Source organism: Thermoanaerobaculia bacterium (assembly GCA_018057705.1).
In the GTDB taxonomy this organism is placed as follows: domain Bacteria; phylum Acidobacteriota; class Thermoanaerobaculia; order Multivoradales; family JAGPDF01; genus JAGPDF01.
On record JAGPDF010000013.1, the window covers coordinates 67,354 to 87,569 of the forward strand.

General features: G+C 68.4%; 22 protein-coding genes. 6 read left to right on the forward strand and 16 right to left on the reverse strand.

Annotated features, from left to right (window positions below):
- Positions 1–1,233: hypothetical protein (locus tag KBI44_06380; GenBank protein MBP9144090.1), on the forward strand; the 1,233-nt coding region annotated here is incomplete at its 5' end.
- A 22-nt stretch (positions 1,234–1,255) separates the two neighbouring features.
- Here the strand turns inward: KBI44_06380 and KBI44_06385 are convergent.
- Together KBI44_06385 and KBI44_06390 are read right to left on the reverse strand one after the other, a co-directional pair.
- Positions 1,256–2,086 carry a DUF2059 domain-containing protein gene (locus KBI44_06385; protein MBP9144091.1) on the reverse strand — a complete coding sequence of 277 codons (831 nt, stop codon included), beginning with the start codon at positions 2,084–2,086 and terminating at the stop codon, positions 1,256–1,258.
- A gap of 60 nt (positions 2,087–2,146) precedes the next feature.
- Positions 2,147–2,638: an energy transducer TonB gene (locus KBI44_06390; protein ID MBP9144092.1), complete on the reverse strand. Its 492-nt coding sequence runs from the start codon at positions 2,636–2,638 to the stop codon at positions 2,147–2,149.
- Positions 2,639–2,769: 131 nt separating this feature from the next.
- On the opposite strand from KBI44_06390, the gene KBI44_06395 reads away from it, so the two are divergent.
- Positions 2,770–3,960: an alpha/beta hydrolase gene (locus tag KBI44_06395; protein ID MBP9144093.1), complete on the forward strand. Its 1,191-nt coding sequence runs from the start codon at positions 2,770–2,772 to the stop codon at positions 3,958–3,960.
- On the forward strand, positions 3,957–4,715 hold the full coding sequence (locus tag KBI44_06400) for a hypothetical protein (GenBank protein ID MBP9144094.1): 759 nt from the start codon (positions 3,957–3,959) through the stop codon (positions 4,713–4,715). Before KBI44_06395 ends, KBI44_06400 begins: the two co-directional genes overlap by 4 nt.
- 42 nt (positions 4,716–4,757) lie before the next feature.
- Here KBI44_06400 and KBI44_06405 read toward each other — a convergent pair whose 3' ends face one another.
- The 3 genes from KBI44_06405 to KBI44_06415 all read right to left on the reverse strand — a co-directional run bounded on the left by KBI44_06405 (position 4,758) and on the right by KBI44_06415 (position 7,604).
- Positions 4,758–5,639, reverse strand: a complete 882-nt coding sequence (locus KBI44_06405) for a hypothetical protein (GenBank protein MBP9144095.1) — start codon at positions 5,637–5,639, stop codon at positions 4,758–4,760.
- Between the two features lie 57 nt (positions 5,640–5,696).
- Positions 5,697–6,191, reverse strand: a complete 495-nt coding sequence (locus tag KBI44_06410; protein ID MBP9144096.1) for a GNAT family N-acetyltransferase — start codon at positions 6,189–6,191, stop codon at positions 5,697–5,699.
- Between the two features lie 96 nt (positions 6,192–6,287).
- The gene (locus KBI44_06415; protein ID MBP9144097.1) at positions 6,288–7,604 is read right to left on the reverse strand and encodes a hypothetical protein; all 1,317 of its coding nucleotides are present in this window, start codon (positions 7,602–7,604) and stop codon (positions 6,288–6,290) included.
- A gap of 357 nt (positions 7,605–7,961) precedes the next feature.
- Here KBI44_06415 and KBI44_06420 point away from each other — a divergent pair, with 357 nt between their 5' ends.
- Positions 7,962–8,885 (forward strand): hypothetical protein, encoded by a 924-nt coding sequence (locus KBI44_06420; protein ID MBP9144098.1) that lies wholly within the window; start codon positions 7,962–7,964, stop codon positions 8,883–8,885.
- 55 nt (positions 8,886–8,940) lie between these two features.
- On the opposite strand, the gene KBI44_06425 is transcribed toward KBI44_06420, so the two are convergent.
- The 5 genes from KBI44_06425 to KBI44_06445 all read right to left on the reverse strand — a co-directional run bounded on the left by KBI44_06425 (position 8,941) and on the right by KBI44_06445 (position 11,552).
- On the reverse strand, positions 8,941–9,474 hold the full coding sequence (locus KBI44_06425) for a hypothetical protein (protein ID MBP9144099.1): 534 nt from the start codon (positions 9,472–9,474) through the stop codon (positions 8,941–8,943).
- 115 nt (positions 9,475–9,589) lie between these two features.
- Positions 9,590–10,084, reverse strand: a complete 495-nt coding sequence (locus KBI44_06430) for a hypothetical protein (protein ID MBP9144100.1) — start codon at positions 10,082–10,084, stop codon at positions 9,590–9,592.
- Positions 10,081–10,446 carry a hypothetical protein gene (locus KBI44_06435; protein MBP9144101.1) on the reverse strand — a complete coding sequence of 122 codons (366 nt, stop codon included), beginning with the start codon at positions 10,444–10,446 and terminating at the stop codon, positions 10,081–10,083. The genes KBI44_06430 and KBI44_06435 overlap by 4 nt, the downstream gene beginning before the upstream one ends.
- Positions 10,443–10,763: a hypothetical protein gene (locus KBI44_06440; GenBank protein MBP9144102.1), complete on the reverse strand. Its 321-nt coding sequence runs from the start codon at positions 10,761–10,763 to the stop codon at positions 10,443–10,445. Before KBI44_06440 ends, KBI44_06435 begins: the two co-directional genes overlap by 4 nt.
- Positions 10,764–11,087: 324 nt before the next feature.
- Positions 11,088–11,552 (reverse strand): ester cyclase, encoded by a 465-nt coding sequence (locus KBI44_06445; protein ID MBP9144103.1) that lies wholly within the window; start codon positions 11,550–11,552, stop codon positions 11,088–11,090.
- A gap of 322 nt (positions 11,553–11,874) precedes the next feature.
- On the opposite strand from KBI44_06445, the gene KBI44_06450 reads away from it, so the two are divergent.
- Complete coding sequence (locus KBI44_06450) at positions 11,875–13,011, forward strand: hypothetical protein (GenBank protein MBP9144104.1); 1,137 nt, start codon at positions 11,875–11,877, stop codon at positions 13,009–13,011.
- Between the two features lie 15 nt (positions 13,012–13,026).
- On the opposite strand, the gene KBI44_06455 is transcribed toward KBI44_06450, so the two are convergent.
- Positions 13,027–13,557, reverse strand: a complete 531-nt coding sequence (locus tag KBI44_06455) for a hypothetical protein (protein MBP9144105.1) — start codon at positions 13,555–13,557, stop codon at positions 13,027–13,029.
- A gap of 667 nt (positions 13,558–14,224) precedes the next feature.
- On the opposite strand from KBI44_06455, the gene KBI44_06460 reads away from it, so the two are divergent.
- Positions 14,225–15,778, forward strand: a complete 1,554-nt coding sequence (locus KBI44_06460) for a hypothetical protein (GenBank protein MBP9144106.1) — start codon at positions 14,225–14,227, stop codon at positions 15,776–15,778.
- A gap of 102 nt (positions 15,779–15,880) precedes the next feature.
- Here KBI44_06460 and KBI44_06465 read toward each other — a convergent pair whose 3' ends face one another.
- From KBI44_06465 to KBI44_06485, 5 genes are all read right to left on the reverse strand, one after another.
- Positions 15,881–16,438, reverse strand: coding sequence for a dihydrofolate reductase family protein (locus tag KBI44_06465; GenBank protein MBP9144107.1), 558 nt, complete (start codon positions 16,436–16,438; stop codon positions 15,881–15,883).
- A gap of 158 nt (positions 16,439–16,596) precedes the next feature.
- Positions 16,597–17,004 (reverse strand): VOC family protein, encoded by a 408-nt coding sequence (locus KBI44_06470; protein MBP9144108.1) that lies wholly within the window; start codon positions 17,002–17,004, stop codon positions 16,597–16,599.
- 7 nt (positions 17,005–17,011) lie between these two features.
- The gene (gene blaOXA, locus KBI44_06475) at positions 17,012–17,797 is read right to left on the reverse strand and encodes a class D beta-lactamase (GenBank protein MBP9144109.1); all 786 of its coding nucleotides are present in this window, start codon (positions 17,795–17,797) and stop codon (positions 17,012–17,014) included.
- A 50-nt stretch (positions 17,798–17,847) separates the two neighbouring features.
- A complete protein-coding gene (locus KBI44_06480) occupies positions 17,848–17,955 on the reverse strand; it encodes a DUF3024 domain-containing protein (GenBank protein ID MBP9144110.1) in 108 nt (35 codons plus the stop codon).
- Positions 17,956–18,107: 152 nt separating this feature from the next.
- Entirely contained in the window at positions 18,108–19,859 is a 1,752-nt protein-coding gene (locus tag KBI44_06485) for a hypothetical protein (GenBank protein ID MBP9144111.1), read from the reverse strand.
- Between the last annotated feature and the right edge of the window lie 357 nt (positions 19,860–20,216).

Below are 20,216 nucleotides of genomic sequence, written 5' to 3' on the forward strand. Positions count from 1 at the left end.
CACGTGCGGCCGCCGGGAGAGGTCATCGGCGGACCGCTGGAGGTGCCGCGCAACTGGTTCGCGGCCTGCGACGCCGCGACGGGCGCTGTGCTCGCCTGGGACCCGCAGGCGACCTGCGACGCCGGCGCCTTCCCCACCTGCGCGAACGGTCCGCGCGGGCAGACGCTGGCCCTCGCCGCCGACGGTCAGTCGATCTACATCGGAGGGAAGTTCCGTGCGATCGCGGGCGTCCAGCGCCGGCACGCGGCGCGGGTGGCACGCTCGAACGCCGCCCCCGATCCGCTCTGGCTGCCGGAGCCGAACGATCGGGTGCAGCGGATCCTGGTGGCGCCGGACGGAGGCCGGGTCTACATCGCCGGCAACTTCGACGAGGTCGGCGGCTGCGGCACGACGCCCTGCCACGCCCGCATCGCAGCGGTCTCGCCGACGACGGGAGTGGTGGCGAGCGACTTCGACCCGCTCGTCGAGTCCGACGGCGGCGGCTTCACGTCGGTTTACGCCCTCGCGCTCTCGACGGATGCGCAGACGCTCTATCTGGGCGGGCAGTTCGACACGGTGAACAGCGGGCGCCGCGCGAGTGCCGCCGCCGTGGATGCAGCGACCGGGACGGTCACGACCGGTTTCGCTCCGGCGCTCGCCGACTCGAATCCCGGCGACCTCGAGGTCCAGGTCTACGACCTCCAGGTGGACCGCAACTGGATCTACCTCTGCGGCGACTGGTGGGAGACCGAGGAGCTCGGCGGCCAGCAGAACCAGCGCAACGTGAACCGGTTCGCGCCCGCGACGGGGCCCGTCGACCCGGACTTCTGGATCGCGACCGACGGCGGCGTCCAGGCCTGCGCGCTCGATCCGGATCTGGGCGTGCTCTTCGTCGGCGGCCACTTCGACTGCGTGCGCGCCTGGGCCGACTCGACGACGCCGGTCGATCCGACGCCCGCGCAATGCGGCAGCGATGCTCTCTTCGTCGGCACCCAGCAGCGCGATCTCTTCGCCCTGACGGTCGCCGGCGGAGACCTCCTGCCCTGGAACCCGGATACCGGCGGCGCCGCCGGCACCTGGGCGATTGCGCGCGGCAACGGCGGCGGCCGCCTCCTCATCGGCGGCGAGCTCGCCTGGCCCCGCACCGGCACCGCCTCCCACCAGTCTCTGCTCTCCTTCCCCCTCCCCCTCTTCGCCGACGGCTTCGAAGGGGAGAACAGCGACCGCTGGTCGGCGATCTTCCCGCCGGACTGAGCGCCAGCGCGCCCAGCGGATCTCAGGTCGATTTCGTCGCGGCGAGCATGCGCCCGAGACTCTCGGCCGCCTCGGAAAGAGTCTTGTCGATCGCGGCGAGGGTGGCGGCCTGGTAGTGCTGCCCGAGCGGGGATTCGATGAAGTCGAGGTAGCCGGCGAGCTCGGGTTCGGTGAGATTGCGGTAGATGAAGACGAAGGTGGCGACGCTCTCTTTCTCGAGCGCCTGCGCCATCGCGGCGCGCTGCGCTTGCATCGTCGCCTGAAACTGAGCGAGCGCCGCCGCGGCCGCGGCCGGATCCTCCACAGCGAGTCCGCGCATGATCCCCTCGGAGGTGTGGATGAGGATGGAGGCCATCGACTCGCCCCAGCGCAGGGCCCGGAGCAACTCCTGGATCTGCTCCACGCGGGCGGGCGGCGTGTCGGCCAACAGTTTCGGCGCCTCGAGCTTCTGCAGCGCCTGCTGCTCGGGCTCGCCGGCCCGACCCTCGAGCGCGGTGATGCGAACGCCGAGTTCCGTGCCCAGCCAGGTGACGATCCCGGCCACCTCCTCCGCCGTGAGGGTGGTCGCGAGCTCGCGCCGCACGGTGGCCCGCAGCCGGTCGCCCGAGTAGGCCGCCGCGACCGCCTCGAGGATCTTGGCCGCCCCGTCGTCGGCGCGATCGTGGTTCTTCGCCATCGCCTCGGCGAAGCCTTCCTGCACCATCGTCTCGAACTGCGGCAACTGCTCCCACAGTCCCGACACATGCATCAGCTCGTCGAGCGCCGCGTCGGTGGGCGGCGACTGGGCCGCGAGAGTGCCCGCACCGAGAAGAACCAGAATCAGAGCCGCCGACTGCCATGTACGTCGGACCACGGAATCTCCTTTCACCGCGGCGAACGCCTCACCCACCGGCCTCCGTCGCATGCCAGCAGCTTACAGCTTCGAGTGCCTTCGCCACCGAGTGTTCGCCTTGTCGGCCGCGTCTCGCAAGTCGACACGCACCGTGACGGCATACACAACGGCGATCGGTTTGCCTTGCAGGAGAGCGGGTTGGAAACGCCAGGTCAACACGGCCTCGAGGACGCAGGCGTCCACCGCGGGATGGAGCCCCTTGTCGATCTTCGCATCGCAGATCTCGCCAGAGGAAAGGACGGCAAGCCCCACGATGATCACGCCAGCGATCTTCGTCTCCCTGGCCGCGGGTGAATAAACCGGCTCGTGGCGCTCGATCAGGACGGCTGTCTGCGGATGGCCCATGACGCGGTGCAGTGGTTCCCTCAGGCACTCCTCGCGGAACCCCTCCGGGTTCTCCTGCGCCGCTGCCGGAGGGGCCACCTCTCTCGTCCCGGGGTTGCCGCAGCCGACCAGGGCGACGAGGAGGAGGCCGCGTATCGAGGAGCTCGGGGTCAGCCAGCTCGTGGGCATCGTGTCGACTCTAGCCGAGACCGGCGAGGGCGCCTCATCATCGGCATCGACAAAGAAAAGCCCGCCGCCTCGTCGATTGCGCGACCCCTCGTTCGACGTCCATGTAGCCGCCCCCTGAAAACGGAGAGTCCATGAGCCATGCCCTCACACGTCGCGATTTCGCCCTACGCACCGCCGGCCTGGGTCTGGTCGTGGGACTCGCGCTTGCAGGTACGCCGTCGTCGACGCGAGCTTCGGAGCCAGGCTCCCGCTCGGAAGCTTCGCCCGCGCTTCCAGACCCATATTCCGCAGTCGATCCGGAACTTCTTCCCGCGCTCGAGCAGTTCCCCGCCTTCGACCTCACCCTGGAGACGGTCGCCCAGTTCCGGCAGATGCCCGTCCTGCCCCCACTGCCCGCTCCCGCGCCGCAGCCCATGGAGCGCTTCATCCCCGGGCCGCCAGAGCCGTCGGGGCCGACGGGAGCGCCTGGAGCCACCGGAGCCAGCGGAGCCGGCAGAGCCAGCGAGCTTCGGCTCTGGATCGTCGATCCCCTGCCGTTGGAGAAGAACAAGCCGGTGCTGCTTCACATGCATGGCGGCGGTTTCATGATGACCGACCCCATGTGGATGCCGCGGATCCAGACGATCGCGACGGATTGCCAGTGCGTCGTCGTCTCGGTCGACTACCGGCTCGCTCCGGAGACGCGCTATCCCGGGGCGCTCGAGGACAACTACGCGGCGCTTCAGTGGGTTCACGCCCATGCCGCAGAGCTCGGCATCGATCGCTCCCGGATCGCTGTCGGGGGGGAGAGCGCGGGAGGCGGCCTCGCAGCGAATCTGGCGATTCACGCCCGGGAGCACAACGGGCGCAACGAGCTGCCCATCCTCTTCCAGCTGCTCATCTACCCGCAGCTCGACGACCGGACCGGCAGCCCCCACCCATCGCCGCCCGTCAACCCCGCAATTGGCCAATTCATGTGGCCCGCGAGCGCCAACCGTCTGGCCTGGAGCTCGCTGCTGGGTGTTCCAGCCGGTTCGTCCCAGGTGCCGACAGCGGCAGTCCCCGCCCGGGTGGCCAGCGTCGCCGGCCTGCCGCCGGCCTGGATCGGCGTCGGTTCGATCGACCTCTTCGTCGAAGAGGACATGGAGTACGCGCGCCGGCTCGTCCATGCCGGAATCGCCACCGAGCTCCTGGTCGTGCCGGGCGCCTTCCACGGCTTCGATGTCCTCGTGCCGGACGCCGAAGCCTCGAAACGATTCACTGCGAGCTGGAAGAGTGCGCTGCGCAAGGCCTTCGCCAAAGGCAAGACCATCCAACAAGAAACCCCAGGGAGGAATCCATGAAGAAGAGAATGAGAGCCATCGCGCTCCAGGGCTGTGCCCTGCTCACGGTGCTCGCAACTGCGGTCCCGGCGATGGCCCAGGATACGATGGCACCGTACCCGGGCATGGCCCCGCTCGAGCAGTATCTGATGGCTCGCGACGCGGAGATCGCCCTCGCCCGCAGCGCAGCGCCGGAGTCCATCTCCCGCGATGCCGGGGTCCTGGTTCTCGGTCGTCATGGCTACGAATCCGCGGTAGCAGGCAAGAACGGCTGGGTATGCATGGTCGAACGCGGCTGGCTGGGGATGTTCGACCACCCCGAATTCTGGAGCCCGAAGGTCCGCGCCGCAGACTGTCTCAACCCACCCGCCGCTCGCTCGCTCCTGCCGTATGTCCACAAACGCACGGAGCTCTTGCTGGCCGGGCGCTCCAAGGTCGAGGTCATCGCCGCCATCCAGGCTGCGATCGACCAGCGCGAGCTACCCGCGCTGGAGCCCGGAGCTCTCTCCTACATGATGTCCAAGGCCTCGTATCTGACCGACCACGGCCACCACAATCTCCCGCACCTGATGTTCTTCGAAACGAGGCTCGACGACGCGGCCTGGGGCGCCAACCTCCCCCACTCCCCCGTTCTCTCTGTCCCCTACTGGTACCTCTCCGGGGAGGCCTTCCCTCAACTCGCGACCTTCCCTCCGCTATTCGTCTTCCTCGTCGCCGTCGACAAATGGTCCGACGGCACCCCCGCGCCGGTCATCCCAGCCACGCCAGCGATGTGATGTCGCAGACGATCCGTCCGTGCGACCGGCGCGAGAGGTGATCTAGGGTGCGGCCCAGGTCGCCATCAGGGGGATGAGGAAGCCCTCCCAGTCGGTCGCTACGTCGCCATGCTCGCCGGGAATCGCGCGGGATTGCAGCGGGAAGGCGTGATTCAACATCTTCGTCCAGTCCGCCTGAACGCTCGCGATGGGATAGACGTCGTCTCCGGTTCTCGCCGTGTGTCCGATGTGGATCTTCCAGGCCGCCGCACCGAGCACGGCGTCGACGTTGCCGCTGCCGACCACGCTGGAGAGGCTCGAGTTCTCGATGAGGACTCCAGCGAACGCGGCCGCATCGTCGGTCGCCATCTTGTAGGCGAGACCGCCGCCCGAAGAGAAGCCTGCGAGGACGATCTCCTTCTGGTGGACATAGAAGCAGGAGCTGACATCCGCGATGGCCGCGTCGACCCAGGTGGCGTCCGCGAGATTCCAGCACTGGCCGTCGCGTCCGCCGATCGAGATGACGATGTAGTCGAGCGTCGGCCGCAGTACGAACGGCGCCGCCGCCCAGCCGGCGAAGTTGAGCGCGGTGTCGCCGCAGCCGTGCAGCGCGACGAGCAGTCGCCGCGGCGTCGGGTTCTCCACGTCGTAGCCCACCGGCAGCCGCACGACATAGTCGGTGAGCCCGCTGTTCAAGGTGAAGAAACCGGTGCCGGGAGCGGGTGTGAAGGGGCAGTTCTGGGTGGGGCCCGGCCCCGGATTCCAGACCGAAGCGTTGCCGGACTCGAAGCCATCGGAAAAGAGCGGCTCCAGCGCGCCGAGCTCCTCCTCCTCCACCAGCTCGCGAAAGAGCTCGTCCGCTGCCGCCCCCTCCGCCTCAGCCGACACCGAAAGGCTCAGCGCGGCGGAGAGACCGAGGGCAGCCAGGCATCTCGATGTGTTCATCTCTGACCTCCAGAGTGCGGCCTCGAAGCCTCAAGCTACCGCGCCCGCCCCGGCAGGTCAGGGGGATTTCAACAGGGGGGGCCGACGGTCCAGGAACGTGATCCGCCGCGTCATGAAGCAGGAGTTCGGGTCCTCGACGTAGTCTCCGAACGGGCCGCAAGGCTCGAAGCCGAAGGAAGCGTAGAGAGCGCGTGCGGGCTCGAACGCCGGCTGGGCGCCGGTCTCGAGGCTGACTCGGGCGTAGCCGCGAGCTGCCGCCTCGGCGAGGAGGTGGCCGAGCATGGTCTTGGCGACACCCTTCCGGCGGTGCTTCTCGCCCGTCCGCATCGCCTTGACCTCGGCGTGATCGGGAGCGAGCTCGCGGAGCGCCCCGCAGCCGAGGAGTTCGCCCGCCTCCCACAGCGTCCAGAACCGGACGTCGGGCTTGCGCAGCCCGGCTACGTCGAGCGCATGCACGCTCTCCGGCGGCGAGATCGCGCGCATGTTGCGCAGATGCTCTTCGAGCAGCGTGCGAACCTCCGCGCCGGTCAGGTCGTCGAGACGGAACTCCATGGCGGCGGCGCCAAGCCTAACCCGTTCCGGGCGAAGCGGGTGTGCGCTCGATCGGGCCTGGGTCCCGCGAGAGGGAGGCGACGACCGCGCCTCCGGTCAGGGGTTCGCCCAGCTGTGCGAGCTCCCGCGCTCGAAGCCGTCGGCAAGGATCAGCGAGCTCGCTGTCCGGAGCACGGCGACCTGGGGGACACCGCCGTCCACCGCGCTCCCAGCCGCGACGACGCGCCCGCCCGCGAGCACCGCCGCCCTCGCCTCGTCCAGCCCGTTCGTGTCGAGATCGAACTCGAGGAACTGGAATCCGTCGTCCGAGAAGGAGCTGTCCAGCGCTCCGTTGACCAGCACGCGGGCGAGGAAGAAGCTGGAGACCTGGAGCCCCGGCGGATCGTTCGAGCCGACCGCGACGATCCGGCGATCCGACTGCACCAGCACCTGGCTCACGTGCGTGTCGCCCGAGGGAAGCAGCGGCACGATTCCATCGAAAGAGAAGAGGAAGTCCATAGCGCCCGAGTCGGTGATCCGGGCGAGTCCCGCGAAGTCGGGAGAGAGAGTGGTGCCGGCGCTCGTCCCCACCACGATCCGGCGGCCGTTCGGGTCGTAGGCGAGCGCCGTGACCCGCTGCTCCGGGGCCCCGGTGAGGGTGCGGATGCCGTCCGCGCCCGCAAAGTCCGGGTCCGGATCGCCGTTGGCGAGTCGCCGGGCGACATAGGGGCGTGCCAACTCGCCACTTCGGGACTCGCCGCCGACGACGATCCGTCCGTCCGGGTCGACCAGGACGGACGTCGCGTAGTCATAGTCGGTTCCGCCCTCGACGGCGTCGAAAATGACGCGGCCGTTGTCGCCGAAGTTCGTGTCCGAAGCACCCGTGCTCAGGTAGCGGGCGAGGAACGTGTCGGTCTCGCCATCCGCAAGGCACTCGAAGCAGCGGCCCGCCAGCACGATCTTGCCGTCGTTCTGGATCGCCGCGGCCAGCACGAGCACGCTCCAGCTGGAATTGAAGAAGAGCTCGTGCATGCCGTCGGCGCTGAAGGTGTCGTCCAGATCCCCGTCGACCGTGAGACGCGCCAGCACCGGCGTGTGCTCGAAGTCGTCGTCGCCGCGCAGCACGACGACCAGACGGCCGTCGAGGCGTTCGAGTACCGCCACGAGACGGTCCACCCCGCCGACGTTGTACGGAATCGTGCGCCGTCCGGCCGAGCCGAAGGAGGTGTCGAGGTCGCCCTGCGCCGTGAGCGCGATCACCCCTGCGTCAGCGCTCCAGTAGCCGATGCGGATCGTCCCGTCGCGAAGCGCGAGCACGCTCCCCACGTACCCCTGTCCGAGATCCGTCTGCCCGCCGTCGGCGAAGGTGAGGTCGAGGTCGCCGTCGTCCGCGGCGAGGTCCGGAACGGTCAGGCCGAGGGCAGTGAGCAGCAATGGCGCGAAAACTCGCGCAAAGCTGCGAGACGGGCGCTGTTGTGAGGGCGGGCGTGCAGGCATGGGGTCTCCGGGGGTGGCTCCTGCCCGGAAGAACGAGGAAACGGCGGGAAAGCCGACATTCGAGCCCGCGTCGTGTCCGGCGAGCTCATTGCGAGGTGCTGCTGGCGCCTCCTCTGGTGACCTGGGAAGAGGATGGCACCTCCTCTCGGGCACCTCCTGTCGGCAAAGAACAGCGCGAAGGACTAAGCTGGGCCTGAAGTGAATTCGACCTCGACCTCTCTCGTCGCCACTCGCCGGCCGGTCCTGTGGCTCACCCTGGCCGCTGCGATCTCTTTCCCTGGTGGAGCCCGCTCGATGGGCGGGCCGACCGCCGTTTCCTGCGCCTCGCAGCGTGCGCGTGCGGAGATCTCTGAAGTCGGCGCGGCGATGCTCGCCTGGTTGACCGACATCATCATCGGCGCGACGCCCAGAGGCGGCGGCATTCCCGGCCCACTCTGCGTGGGCGAGCCGCCAGTGGATCTTTCTGTCGTGCCGCAGATTGCGACCGCCGACCTGCGGAGTCTCCTGGTTCCGGAGTACATCGAAGCGGTCCCCGAGCTGGATCCCTGGAACGCCGCCTACGAATACCGGCTCGATGTCGAGAATGTGTACAGCGCCGACGTCATCGCGATCCGCAGTGCCGGCGCCGACGGCACCTTCGAGGGCCCTGCCTACGGCTTCCGATTCTCGACCGGCCCGTCCGAGGATCTCGTCTTCTACAACGCTCGCTGGGTCCGCGATCTACCGCATCTCGACCCGGTCTCGAGGCAGCAGAGGAGTGTGCAGCAGATCCTGCACACGGGAACTTCCATCCTCGCTTGGCTCACGGACATTCCGGGGGCCGGCGCAAGAGGCCTGTCGAGTCACGAAGGCCCAGGGCAGATCGACATGACCGACTTCGCACCGATCAGTGCGGCGGAGTTGCGGGCGCTGATCGAGCCGTTCTATATCCGCTGCGTTCCGGTACTCGACGGCTGGGACGCTCCCTACGACTACCGGCTGAACGACGATCACCAAGGAAAGCACGTGCTCGCCCTCCGCAGCCTCGGCTCGGACAGCCTGCCCGAAGGCGACCTCTACGACGTCGCCCCCTTTCCCGCCGGAGAGCGCCAGCACGACATCGTCTGGGCGGACGGCGTGACGGCTCGCGCACCCGATGGCAGCGAGATCGAGATCTTCGGCGACGGTTTCGAGAGCGCCGACCTCTGGGGCTACTGGACCTGCGGGCCGGGGTACTGAAGTCCGACACGCGCAGAGGACCGGCCAGGACGGATTCGCGGTCTCGCTGGAGGTCCTACTCCATCCCGCCGGTCTGGGGCGGCGAGCTCGACGCGGCCGACGCCGCCTCGTCGAAGGCGCGGAGGAGCTGGAGCGCCTTCTCCACCTGTTCGGGTGTATCGCGGACGAGGACGGTCGCGATCTTCGGGGAGGTCGACACGCGGCGGATCCCGATCTCGCTCATGAGCATTCGGGAGGCCTCGTTGGGAAGCGCGTGGCGCAGCGCGAAGCTCGCGACGACGGTGCCGTCCCCGACTTCGAGGCTCGCGGAGGGTTCCGCAGCGGTGTCGGCCCGGTCGAGCAGCGCGATGATCTTGCGGACCAGGAGGAGCCTCTCGGGCGTGTCGCGAACCCGGATCTGGTGCTCGCCCTCGATCTCGATCTCTGCCGCCCCCGCCAGCGTCCGGAGGGAAAGCCGGGCCTCCTGCGCTGCGATGCGCTCGATCCGGAACCCCTCGGTGAGCTTCACCTCTTCCTGTGCGAAGACGACGCCGGCGAAAGCGACAACGGCGACTCCCCAAGAGAGAACGACTCGGAGCTTCGTGATCATTCGCACCTCTGGGCTTTGCCCTCGTCCAGCCCACGGACCCCTGCCGATGCCCTTTCTACGGTCAGCACTAGGCGATCGTCCATCCGTTCACGCAGTGCCATCGCCGGCGTCGCGCTCAGAGGATGCTGAACCCGCCGCCCCAACCGGGCGGATTCCAACCGAGGTCGCAACTCATGCGGTTGAACAGGCAACGCAGCTCGCAGCACTCGTAGTCGCGTCCCGAGGTGGTCCGTCGGCAGTTGCGCAGGCAGCGCTCCTCTTTCTGCTCACAAGACATCGGTGTCTCGCCGCTGGGCGGTGGCGCGGGGTTGGCGCGGGCGAGAGCGCCGAGCGCGAGCTCGTCCAACTTCTCGCCATCGACCTCGAGGCGCAGCTTCCGCAGCTCTCCCTTGCGGATCTCGCCTACGAGCTTGTGCGAATCGAGATCGACGAGGAGGTTGTCGCCTTCGTGCAGGCTCCGGCCGGCGATCTCTCTGGCGAGCGCCTCGGGGAAGTGAGCCGGGGGCTGGAGGCGATAGGTCTTCTGGCAGGCGAGGGATCCCAGACTCGCCAGGACCATGGCGCCCAGGATGGCGGCGACGGTGGCAGCGCTGGCGAGGGCACGCTTCACAGAGTCTCCTGCCGGTCCGGCGCCGGCCAGGCGAAGATCTCTTCGGTCGGCGGCCCGAGCGGCTGGGTCAGCGGATCGATGCCGGTGAGCTCGAGGACGCGCTCCTTGAACCAGGCGTCGAACTCCCGGTTCGACGCGGCATACTCCTGCGCGCGCTCCTCCGGCGCGTCGAGGTCGGAGACGGCGATGACCCAGAGCCCTGCCGGCGTCTCCTGAAGGTGCCAGGACTCGTGGCGCACACCGAGGCGCGAGAAGAACTCCGCCGTCTGTCCCGCCCTCTCTCCGGCCATGGTCCGCGCGATCTCGCGCACGCTCTCTTCCATCCCTTCCAGTACCGGAAACGCCCGCACGACGAGAGTCATTTTGTCTCCTCGAAGTCGAAATCCTGCGGCTGTGGATCGGAAGGTCGCCCGGGCTCGTACTTGGCGGGCACCCGAGGCGCGTGCGGCAGCTGGGCGTCGAGAGAGGCGCGATAGCGCACGCAGCCGTGGAGGAACGGCTCCCAGTCCGGAACTTCCGGCAGCGGGTCGCTCGTCTCCGGGAGGAGCCCCCAGAGCTCCGGCTGATACCAGCAGAGCGCGTGCCCCGAGCTCTCACGATGCCGCCGTATCCCGGCGCGCAGGCGCACGACCTCAGCCACCAACGCTTCCCGCGACAGCCCGTCGAGGTCCTCGTCCATACGCCTCACGCCCCCTTGCGCCGACAGATCCTAGCCTGACTCGCGCGGCCCCGTCCGCAAGGCCTGCGCCGAAGTCCGCCGCCGAGGATCGGCAGGAACCTCGGCGCAAGCGCAGCGTAGGCTGGCGAGCAGATCATCGCGCGCGGAACGAGGACAGCGATGAGACCGATCGGAGCGTGTCGAGGGATTCCGGGACAGCGCCGGCGCTTCCCGGCGAGGACCTCGTTCTCGCCGCCGCCCTGCGCGCCCTCGCGCCGCGCTGACGTCGAGCCTCGACGGCGCGTCGACCGGCGCCCGGCGAAGGGCAGAGGAGATCGCGGAGCTCTACCGGGTGCGCACGACGCCGACTGCGAGCTGATGCTGGTAGTCGTCCTCGTCGTAGTACCGGTTGACGGTTGCGAGCAGCCCATCGGGGGCGAGCGTCCACTCTTCGTAGCCGCTGAACTTGACCGCTTTGCCGGTGCCGCCGGGGCCGGTGTTCCTGCCGCTCAGGGTCCAGTGAAAGTCGATGTCGCCTTTGAAGAAGCTGAGCTCGTCCATCTTCAGGGAGAGGTCGGGAAAATCGGTCATGACCTGCTTCACCTTGGCGGCGATCGCCTCCCGCCCGATGGCCGGCTCGCCGTCGTTGACCGCCAGCGAGCCCGCAGGAGTGAAGCGGGCAGCGACCCGCTCCGGGTTCTGGCTGCTCCAGGCGGCAGCGTAATCGCTCGCGAACTCCCGAAGCTTCGCGGTATCCAGCGGTGGCTCGGCCTTCTTGCAGCCGGTCACCAGAGTCAACGCTATTGCCATCGCCAGAGTCGCTCCCCGGGCGATGAGCACCTTGCGGTTGCCGATCATCGGTCAGCCCTCCCATGCGTGCGGCAGTCCAGTTCGACCCGAGGAGAGACCTCGCCTCTCCAGGGAGTCTTGCCTCCCAGTATAGGAATCGGCACCGAAAGGGCACGCACCGTTCGGGTAGGGAAAGCGGCAATTCCGCTCGCCCCTTTTCCCATCTGCAGCCTCGAAGTGCAGTGCCAGCCGACTTCCCTGTCCGATCCTCTCGAATTGGCCGCTCCCTCCGGGAAGCTCCGAGAAGCGGCTGGCACCCGATTTCGGCGGGCGTATAGTGATCGTGACGATGAGGCCCTTCCCGTTCCTTCCCAGCCGCAGCACCTGCCGGTCCGCGCTCGTGGCATTCGCTCTTGGGGCGCTGCTCGCCGGAGCGGCTCCGGCGCAGGTCCTCTCCACCGCCGGCGACTGCGCCACGAGCCGCGCGCTGGAGGATCTCGAACGGGTGCACGCGGCGCTCCACGCCTGGTATCTGGACGTCGTCTCGGGTCTCGCGCCACTGGCTCCGATGGCTCCGATGGCTCCGGTGCCTCCGCTGGCACCGATGGCCCCGATACCGGGCGTCTCTCGCGCCCACCGGGCCCCTTCGAGCCCCTCGCCCTCGGCGATCCCCCGCAACGCAGCCGTGGGCACCCCCCTCTGCCCCGGTTCGCCGCCGATCGATCTGACGCTGATTCCGCCGATCTCCGTGCAGGACCTGCGGGCGCTTCTCGTACCGAGCTACATCGCGGCGATTCCCGCCTTCGATCCGTGGGAGCGTCCCTACGACTACCGCCTCAACCTGCCGGACATGCTGGGCGCCTTCTTCATCGCCCTGCGCAGCTCGGGAGCGGATGGTCTCTTCGAGGGCACGACCTACGAAGTCGGCACGACGAGCGGCCCGTCGGGCGATCTGGTGATCTTCAACACCACCTGGGTGCGCGAGCGGCCGCGCCTCGATCCGGTCGCGCGGCAGCAGGTCGCGGTCGAACGCATCGACGACCTGGGCGCCGCCATGCTGAGCTACATGACCGACATTGTCTCGGGCGCCCAACGCACCCCGGCCGGCGGCCCCTCGATCGACCTCGCGGACATCACGCCGATCGCGGCCGTCGATCTCGCCGCCATCCTCCAGACGCCCCTCATCTACACCCTCTGTGTCCCCGCGGAAGACGGCTGGGGCCACGCCCTCGACCTGCGCATGAACGACGAGCCTCTCCAAAGCCCCTTCATGTCCATCCGCAGCCCCGGCCGCGATGGCCTCGCCGAAGGCGACCTCTACGACACCGAGCTCTTCCCCGCCGACGACCTCGACCGCGACCTCGTCTGGTCCGACGGCCAGTACTTCCAGAGCCCCACCGCGACCCGCAGCGAGATCTTCACCGACAACTTCGAATCCGCGACCCTCTGGGGAACGTGGAGCTGCGGGCCCGGGTTCTAGGCAACACCCTCGAGCTCAGATTTCGTCATCGATGTAGAGCATCTTCACGATGCGCTCGCCGATGCGCCACGCGTCGCCCCAGAGGGCCTTCGGAGCTTCGAATATCGCCAGGTAGAAGGTGTTCGTCTTCGAGTTGGCGAAGGCCAAGGTATGCAGCACGCTCCCTTCATCTTCCACCCGACAGCCGCGGCCCACGAACGGTCCCTGGTGGATCTCCCAGGTGCCGAGCAATGTCTTGCCAGCGGCGAACCCGTCCAGGAACACGGTCGCATAGTCTTCGGAGTCGTGGGCTCCCGGCCGGCGCATGACGTTGACCGTGAGTCCGGTCTCGAACTTCCCCGTCTCGTCGACGTTCTCCCGCGTCACGAAATACCCGACCGTTTCGCCCCGCTTGTCCACCTTGAAGTGCCAACCGACGGGGACGAGTACCGCCGCCTTCACTTCCGGCACCCTTTCCCATCGATAGCCTTCCTGCTGCGGGAGCTCCTGGCTCCAGATCGCAGAGCCGAGGCATGCCGCGATCAGAGCCGATCGAATGACTCTCACGTGCTGGCCTCCCCGACAGCGCCGCTCAGAAGTCGCGAAATCAGGGACAGGCACCCCTTCGGTTGCAGGCCGCCGCCTTGTGAAGCATCGAGTCATCGAACGCGCGAGCGCGAGCAGAGCGCCCACGGATGCGTGCTCGGCGGCACTGCGATCACTGGGCGGCAGTCTCATTTCGTGAGAATGGCGATGGCCTGGCTGACCGCAATCGGGCGGCCTGAACTGGGGCTCACTTCTTCGAGGAGAAGGATGCTCAACTTGAGAGGGCGCTCGACCTCGGTGTTCTCCTCCAGGGAGCTCAGGTCGCACTCGACCACCGCCCAGTCCGAGGTGCCAGCCGACTTCAACGGATGGAGGTGCCATCCGATATCTCCCCATATCTTCCTGGGCGGGCGGCGCGAGATTGCCGGTCCTTCTTCCGTCTTTGGCCTGTAGGGCACGAAGACGACGCCACGTACCCCCCCCCCGGGGGGCTGCTGGCAGGTGCCACGATCCGGAGCGCGGCTCTTGCTTCGGCGGGCCCGCATCGATACGCTCGCGCCGGCGTTCGCAGGACGCCGCCGGTCCGCGGAAAGGGCAGCGCCCACCTGTTGCGGTCGCCTCGATTCGAGACCCCGACCCTTCTTCTGCCCAGGATGCGGACACGGGCGCGCCACGAAGGAGGTCGTCCGTGTCCACGTCCCGATCGCCGCAACCGCCTGATGCGCCCCATCAGCCATCTCCGAGAACCGCCCCGCTCCACTTCGGACAGCAGCGCAAGATCGCCAAGGATCTCCTGCGCGCGGCTGCCGCCGGCTCCCCTGAGGCGCTCGCGCGTCTGCGCGCGGTTCGCACCGACGCCGGCGAGCCTGCCCGCGAGCTGAAGCTCGCCGACGCGCAGCTCGCCGTCGCGCGCGAGGCGGGCTTTCCGTCGTGGCCCAAGCTCGTCGCCGGCCTGAAGGAGCGCGACCTGGCGGCGTTCCGTGACGCGGTGCGTCGCCGCGACCTCCCGCAGGTCGCCCGCCTTCTGGCGGAGCCGCACGTGCGCGCGCGCGTCAACGATCCGCGGTTCGAATTCGGCCAGCGCGCCGCGCATGTCGCGGCGAAAGACCGGGCGCTCCTGGCACTCCTGCTCGACGCCGGCGCCGACCCGAACCTTCCGAGCGACTGGCAGAACGGCCCGTACACCGTCCTCGACGGCGCCGACGAACCGACCGCGCGCTTCCTGCTCTCGCGGGGGGCGACGTTGACGCCGAACGTGGCCGCGCGCCTCGGCTGGTTCGCGGAGCTCGCGGCGATGCTTCGAGCCACGCCGTCGCTCGTCCATGCGCGCGGCGGCGACGGTCAAACGCCCCTCCACGAGGCGCAAACCCAAGCGATCGCCGACCTCCTGCTCGACCTCGGAGCCGACATCGACGCCCGCTGCATCGATCACCGGTCGACGCCGGCGCAGTACGCCCTGGCCGATCGGCCCGAAATCGCCCGGCACCTCCTCCACCGCGGCGCGATACCGGACATCTTCATGGCCGCCCGTCTCGGCGATCTCGCGCTCGCCGAGCGGCTGCTCGAAGCTGACCCTGCCGCCGCTGCGGCGCAGGTCAACGAGCCCGGCTACGCGCCCGTCCCGCCGTTCCACATCTACTGCTGGTCGCTGGGCTTCGGCGCTTCGCCGCACGCCGTGGCAAAGAAGTACGGCCACGAGGCGGTCGGCGCCCTGTTGACGGCGCGGAGCTCACCGCGCGTCCTTCTGCGCACGGCACTCTTCGCCAACGACGCCCGCCGCGCGCGAGCCCTGGTCGCCTCGGACCCGACGCTGGTCTCGTCGCTCTCGCGCGCGGAGCACGGCCAGCTGGCCCAGGCGATCTTCCACGAGGCCTTCGACGCCGCGCACCTGATGCTCGATCTCGGCTTCGATCCGGGAGCCCCCGGAGTCGACGGCGGAGCGGCCCAGCACGCCGCCTGCTGGGTGGGCAACCTGCGCCTGGTGGAGCGCATTCTCGAACTGGGTGCCGTGGCAATCGACGCCCCCGACCCGACGCACCAGAGCCCGCCGCTGGGATGGACCGCCTACGGCTCCGTCCACCGCCGCTCCCCGGGTGGCGACTACCTCGCCGTCGCCCAACGCCTCGTCGCCGCTGGCGCCGACATCCGCGCCACCGGCAACCTCCACGGCCGCACGCTTATCGAGATGGCGAACGGCAATCCCGAGATGCAGGAGGCTCTGCGCCGCCTCGGCGCCCTCTGAGCGGCTGCTTGAAAGGTGCTGCTGTACGGTGCCAGCCGCTTTCCCTGTACAGGTGCCAGCCGCTTTCCCGCTCCGAGCCGAAGCTTGAGCGCCGCCAGTAAGTCAGCTATTCCGGCGCACCGTGTAGGTGAGCTCGGCGAAGCCCGGGCCGACGAATCGGGCCGCTGTGAGCTCGAGGGCGGGCGACACGATGCGGCGAGGAAGGAGCGGCCGTCCCGAGCCCAGGGTCACCGAGCCGACCTGGACGATGATCTCGTCGAGGAGGCCGGCGTCGTGAAACTGGCCGACCAGCTCGCCGCCGCCCACCAGCCAGACGTTCTTGCCGCCGGCGGCCGCCACCATCGCCGCGTGCACCGGGCGCACGTCGCCGCGGACGAACTCGATGGCGGCGCCCGGCACGGCGGAAAGCTCCCGGCTGGTGAACACCCAGGACGGTTGCTCGTAAGGCCAGGGTGCGGGTTCTCCGTCGACGGGCTGGAGCCCATGCCGCAGCATCCACTCGTAGGTCGAGGAACCCATCGCCAGAGCGCCGACTTCCTGGACGAACGACGGATAGCTGGTGTCGGCGGGGTCGCCGAGCGGAAAGAGCCACTCGAGAGAATGGTCGTCGGTGGCGATGAAACCATCGAGAGTCGAGGCGGTGTAGTACTGGGTCTTCATGGCAGGCGCCCTCGCAAAGGGCGGACTCTAGCGCGGCTCGAGGTCGACACCGGGTAGACAAGCGAAGCGCCGCGTTCGACGAACCCCACCGCGAGCTTGCGAATGAGCTGACTCGCGACGCCTGTGCCGCATGCGGAGGCGGCTTCTTCGCGCTCCGTTCAGAGCCTTCTGGAGGGAGCCGCCTGATAGAACTGCAGGCAGTTGCCGTCCGGATCGCGCAGGTGGAACTCGCGCGTGCCCCAGGGCGTGTCGCCCGGCGCCGACCACGGACTCTCGGGCCGCGCCGGATCCGCGAGTGCGCCGCGACCGCGGAGCTCGATGTAGAGCGCATCGATCTCCGACACGAAGAACCGGTAGGCCGGGAGGTCAGCGGCGTGGCGCCATTGCTCCGGCCCATGCCACTGCAGGTGGATCTCGACCCCGTCGCGCGACACACAGGCGTAGCGCGGCTCGACCGGGCTGTCGAGAAACAGCTCGCGGAAGCCCAGGCGCTCGAAGAACCGCAAGGATTCCCCGAGGTCGCTCGACATGAGGACGGGATGCACGGCGTGGAGCTGCGGCGTCATGCGGTCTCTAGCCTACCTGCAACGACAACGAATCCAACGCTGCGGGTAGCTCGCGCAGAAACTCTTCACGGGCGCGTGGCCCGGCGTAGGTGGGCTCCTTCTTCTCATCCTGGATCTGGCGTACGAACACGATCGACCTGCTGCCCTTTGCGGCCCATCCCACAAACCACCCGATTGCAGGCCCCCGATCTTCGGAGCCGTTGGAGCCATCGGCTTGGACAGCGAAACCCGTTCCCGTCTTGCCATGCACCTTCCATCCATTCGACAGCGTCGCGCCTTCCGTAAGCCGGGCAGTCATTTCGTAGGCAAGCGGAGAAACAGGCAGTTCCCGACGCACGATCTTCGCCAGGAACGCGAGTTGCTCCAGCGGAGATATCTTCAACGAAGAGCTGAGCCAGGACCAGGTCAGGCCGTCCTGCTTGCCAGGAGCGCCCGAGACGTCTTCGTTGCCATAGCCGAAAGCGTGGACGTAGCGGGCGAAGCGCTCCTTCCCGAGCGATTCGGTGATCCTCTGGGAGTACCAGACCACGGAGTTCTTCATCCAGCTGGCCGGGTCTGTCGTCGCCTTCCAGGATGCGATCCAATCCGGATACCCGTCGCGAAACGGCAATGCCGGCGACTCCGTGTTCTCGAGAAAGCCAGAGTCGTAGCCCATCAGGCTGATGGCGATCTTGAAAGTGGACGCCGGGGTGATCCGCTGGTCGCAAACGCCATCCTGCCGGAGTACCTTGCCGGTGAGTGCATCAGCAAACGCCGTGCAAGCGGCTTCAGCTCGTGCTGAAGCGAGAGCCATCGCGCAGAGAGCAAGGAGAGCCGGCGTTCGCAGATTCGAGAAGTGTCTCTTCATAGGGTCGCAGACTGGTCCGAGAGGTTGCGATCTCGCCAGTAAAGAGCCCACCGACGCGAGGTCATGTCGAACCGGAACGTGGCGACGTCGTGATCCCGTCGAATCGACGGATCTCGCCAGTCCCGGCTCCGCTCCGAAGTTTACGCGAACTGCTTCTCGATCCAAAAAACGATCTCGAGCTCGTCGCGAATCTCCGGCCGCCCGCAGAGAGGCACCTCTTCACCAACAGATGGCACCTCTTCAGCACCTCTTCAGGCTAGGGGACGGCCACGCTCCAGAACTGCGTGCCGTTGCTCTCGAAGCCGTCCGAGAAGAGGTCGCGGTATTCGTCCGCTCCGAGGTCGCGGGTTCCCAACGTGTCGAGGATGGCGTTGTCCACGTCGCGCGGCTGCCAGTCGATGTCGTGGGTGCCGCCGTTCCACTGCGTGAGGTCGCAGTGGTCGATGGCCGGCGAGTTTCCCCGGATCTGGTAGTTGCCGGTGGCGGCGTTGGCGAAGCGCGGATCGGCGATGTAGATGGCCCGAGTCGAAGTCCCGGAGGGCAGCCCGGAGAGGAAGTTCACGGTCGGCGAAAGCACGCAGTCGACCTGCTTCACGGTGCCCGCTCCGGTGCCGCCCAGGAGGGTGCCGTCGGGCTGCGAGAAGATCGAGGTGAGGACCCGCACCGAGGTCGCGCTCGAGGAGGCGGAGATGAAGTTGGGCGCGATGCCGGTGTTTCCCGCCGCCGTCACGTTGCCGAGCGTCAGGCTGGCCGAGTTGCCGACGATGAACGGAGCCGAACCGTCGTTGCCCGCGATCACGCTCGAGTGGATCGTCGCTTCGGCGCCGTCGAAGAGGTAGACGGCGGCACCGGCGTTGGCGGAGTTGGCCTCGATGTGCGCGCCATGCACGGTGAGTGAGCTCGCGGCGACCCAGACCGCGCCGCCGGTGGCGGCGTCGTTGTCGCGCACCAGCGAGCAGCGCACCTTGTCGGGGCACCAGTCGATGCCGGCGACCGGGCGTCCGACGGCGGCGATCGAATCGTTCTCGGCGGCGATGCCGCCGCCGGCCGAGAGAGCCGAGTTGCCGCGGATGTCGGCGAAGAAGGCCCGCAGCACGGTGCCGGTTCCCGAGAGGTAGACCCCCCCGCCGCTGCCGGCAGGGGCGCTGTTGCCCTGAATCACCGCGAGTCCGAACAGACCCAGCTCGGTATTCAACTCGGCCCCGCCCTCGATGTAGACGCCGCCCCCGAAAAGGCCCGCCGTGTTGTTGACGATGCCGTCGCCCGGGCCGGAGGACGAGTGGACGAGCTCGCAGCTCGCCGAAAGATGCACGCCGCCGCCGTCGCCGGTAGCTTGATTGTTGGCGACCAGAACGTCGTCGCGGAAGACCACCCGCCCGTCGCCGGCGCAGGCGAGGCCGCCGCCGTCAAGAGCGTTGCCCTGGGAGACGAGCGACGTGCCGGTGAACGTCACCACGAGACCGGGCGAGGCGCTCACGAAGACGTTGCCCCCCTTCCCGGTGGCGCTGTTGCCGAAGACGAGGACGTCGATCAGCAGGATGTTGCCGGTCCCCTGGAAGAGTGCCCCGCCGCCGTCGCCGGTGACCGTGCCGCCGGTGAGGTTGAGTCGCTGCAGGGAGACGGTTCCGAACGAGCTCAGGAAGAGCGCCCGGCTGGAGTTCGTGCCGAGCAGGGTCGAACTGCCGGTGGGCGACCCGGCGGCGCAGGTGGCGAAGCCGCCGACGATCGCGAGGCCGTCGCTGTTGACCAGGAACTGCCCCTGATGACTGCTGCCGGCGAGCAGGCGGATCTCGTCGAAGCCCGGGTTCGAGGCGGCGGCGGCCAGCGCCGCGCCGAGGTCGGGATGGCTGCAGCCGGCGGCGCCCACGGTAAACGTGGCGGCGGTGGCAGGAGGAACCAGCGTCCCGCACAGCAGTGCGAGAAAGAGGCTCGACCGGCAAGCGAGACGCAAAGCGCAGAAGAGGGCCGCGAAACCCGGCCGGGGCTGGACCTGGACCTGGACGATCATGAAGTTCTCCTTGGCGGGCTCGACCCACCGAGTGGCGTTCCCTCCCTTACGCGGAGATTCGGGCCGAGACAGGCCATCGCCCCTGGGCCGGAGGGCTGAAGTGCTCGATTTCAAGGTGCCACCCGATTTCCGCACTCGAGAATCGGATGGCACCTCGTCAGGGCTGACGAGATTCCAGCCACGCCCCTTCGAAGGGTGAGAGCGGAGGCGGAGTCGTTTCGCGCGCAGGAGACCGGTGTCCACATCCCGTCGCTGACCCCGTGGCCGCCGTTTCTCCCAAGGCGGCCGCTTACGGGGTGCGGGATCGGGACCCGGGACTCCGAGCACGATACGACTCCGCCGCAGCGTCGTGAGGGC

Bases quoted from the DNA above. Each gene is read 5' to 3' on its own strand.
- KBI44_06420 (MBP9144098.1), top strand. From the start codon at position 7,962: ATGGGCGGGCCGACCGCCGTTTCCTGCGCCTCGCAGCGTGCGCGTGCG.
- KBI44_06470 (MBP9144108.1), bottom strand. From the start codon at position 17,004: ATGACGCCGCAGCTCCACGCCGTGCATCCCGTCCTCATGTCGAGCGAC.
- KBI44_06465 (MBP9144107.1), bottom strand. From the start codon at position 16,438: ATGAAGACCCAGTACTACACCGCCTCGACTCTCGATGGTTTCATCGCC.
- KBI44_06440 (MBP9144102.1), bottom strand. From the start codon at position 10,763: ATGGACGAGGACCTCGACGGGCTGTCGCGGGAAGCGTTGGTGGCTGAG.
- KBI44_06485 (MBP9144111.1), bottom strand. From the start codon at position 19,859: ATGATCGTCCAGGTCCAGGTCCAGCCCCGGCCGGGTTTCGCGGCCCTC.
- KBI44_06425 (MBP9144099.1), bottom strand. From the start codon at position 9,474: ATGATCACGAAGCTCCGAGTCGTTCTCTCTTGGGGAGTCGCCGTTGTC.
- KBI44_06400 (MBP9144094.1), top strand. From the start codon at position 3,957: ATGAAGAAGAGAATGAGAGCCATCGCGCTCCAGGGCTGTGCCCTGCTC.
- blaOXA (MBP9144109.1), bottom strand. From the start codon at position 17,797: ATGGCTCTCGCTTCAGCACGAGCTGAAGCCGCTTGCACGGCGTTTGCT.
- KBI44_06445 (MBP9144103.1), bottom strand. From the start codon at position 11,552: ATGGCAATAGCGTTGACTCTGGTGACCGGCTGCAAGAAGGCCGAGCCA.
- KBI44_06395 (MBP9144093.1), top strand. From the start codon at position 2,770: ATGAGCCATGCCCTCACACGTCGCGATTTCGCCCTACGCACCGCCGGC.
- KBI44_06435 (MBP9144101.1), bottom strand. From the start codon at position 10,446: ATGACTCTCGTCGTGCGGGCGTTTCCGGTACTGGAAGGGATGGAAGAG.
- KBI44_06410 (MBP9144096.1), bottom strand. From the start codon at position 6,191: ATGGAGTTCCGTCTCGACGACCTGACCGGCGCGGAGGTTCGCACGCTG.
- KBI44_06405 (MBP9144095.1), bottom strand. From the start codon at position 5,639: ATGAACACATCGAGATGCCTGGCTGCCCTCGGTCTCTCCGCCGCGCTG.
- KBI44_06390 (MBP9144092.1), bottom strand. From the start codon at position 2,638: ATGCCCACGAGCTGGCTGACCCCGAGCTCCTCGATACGCGGCCTCCTC.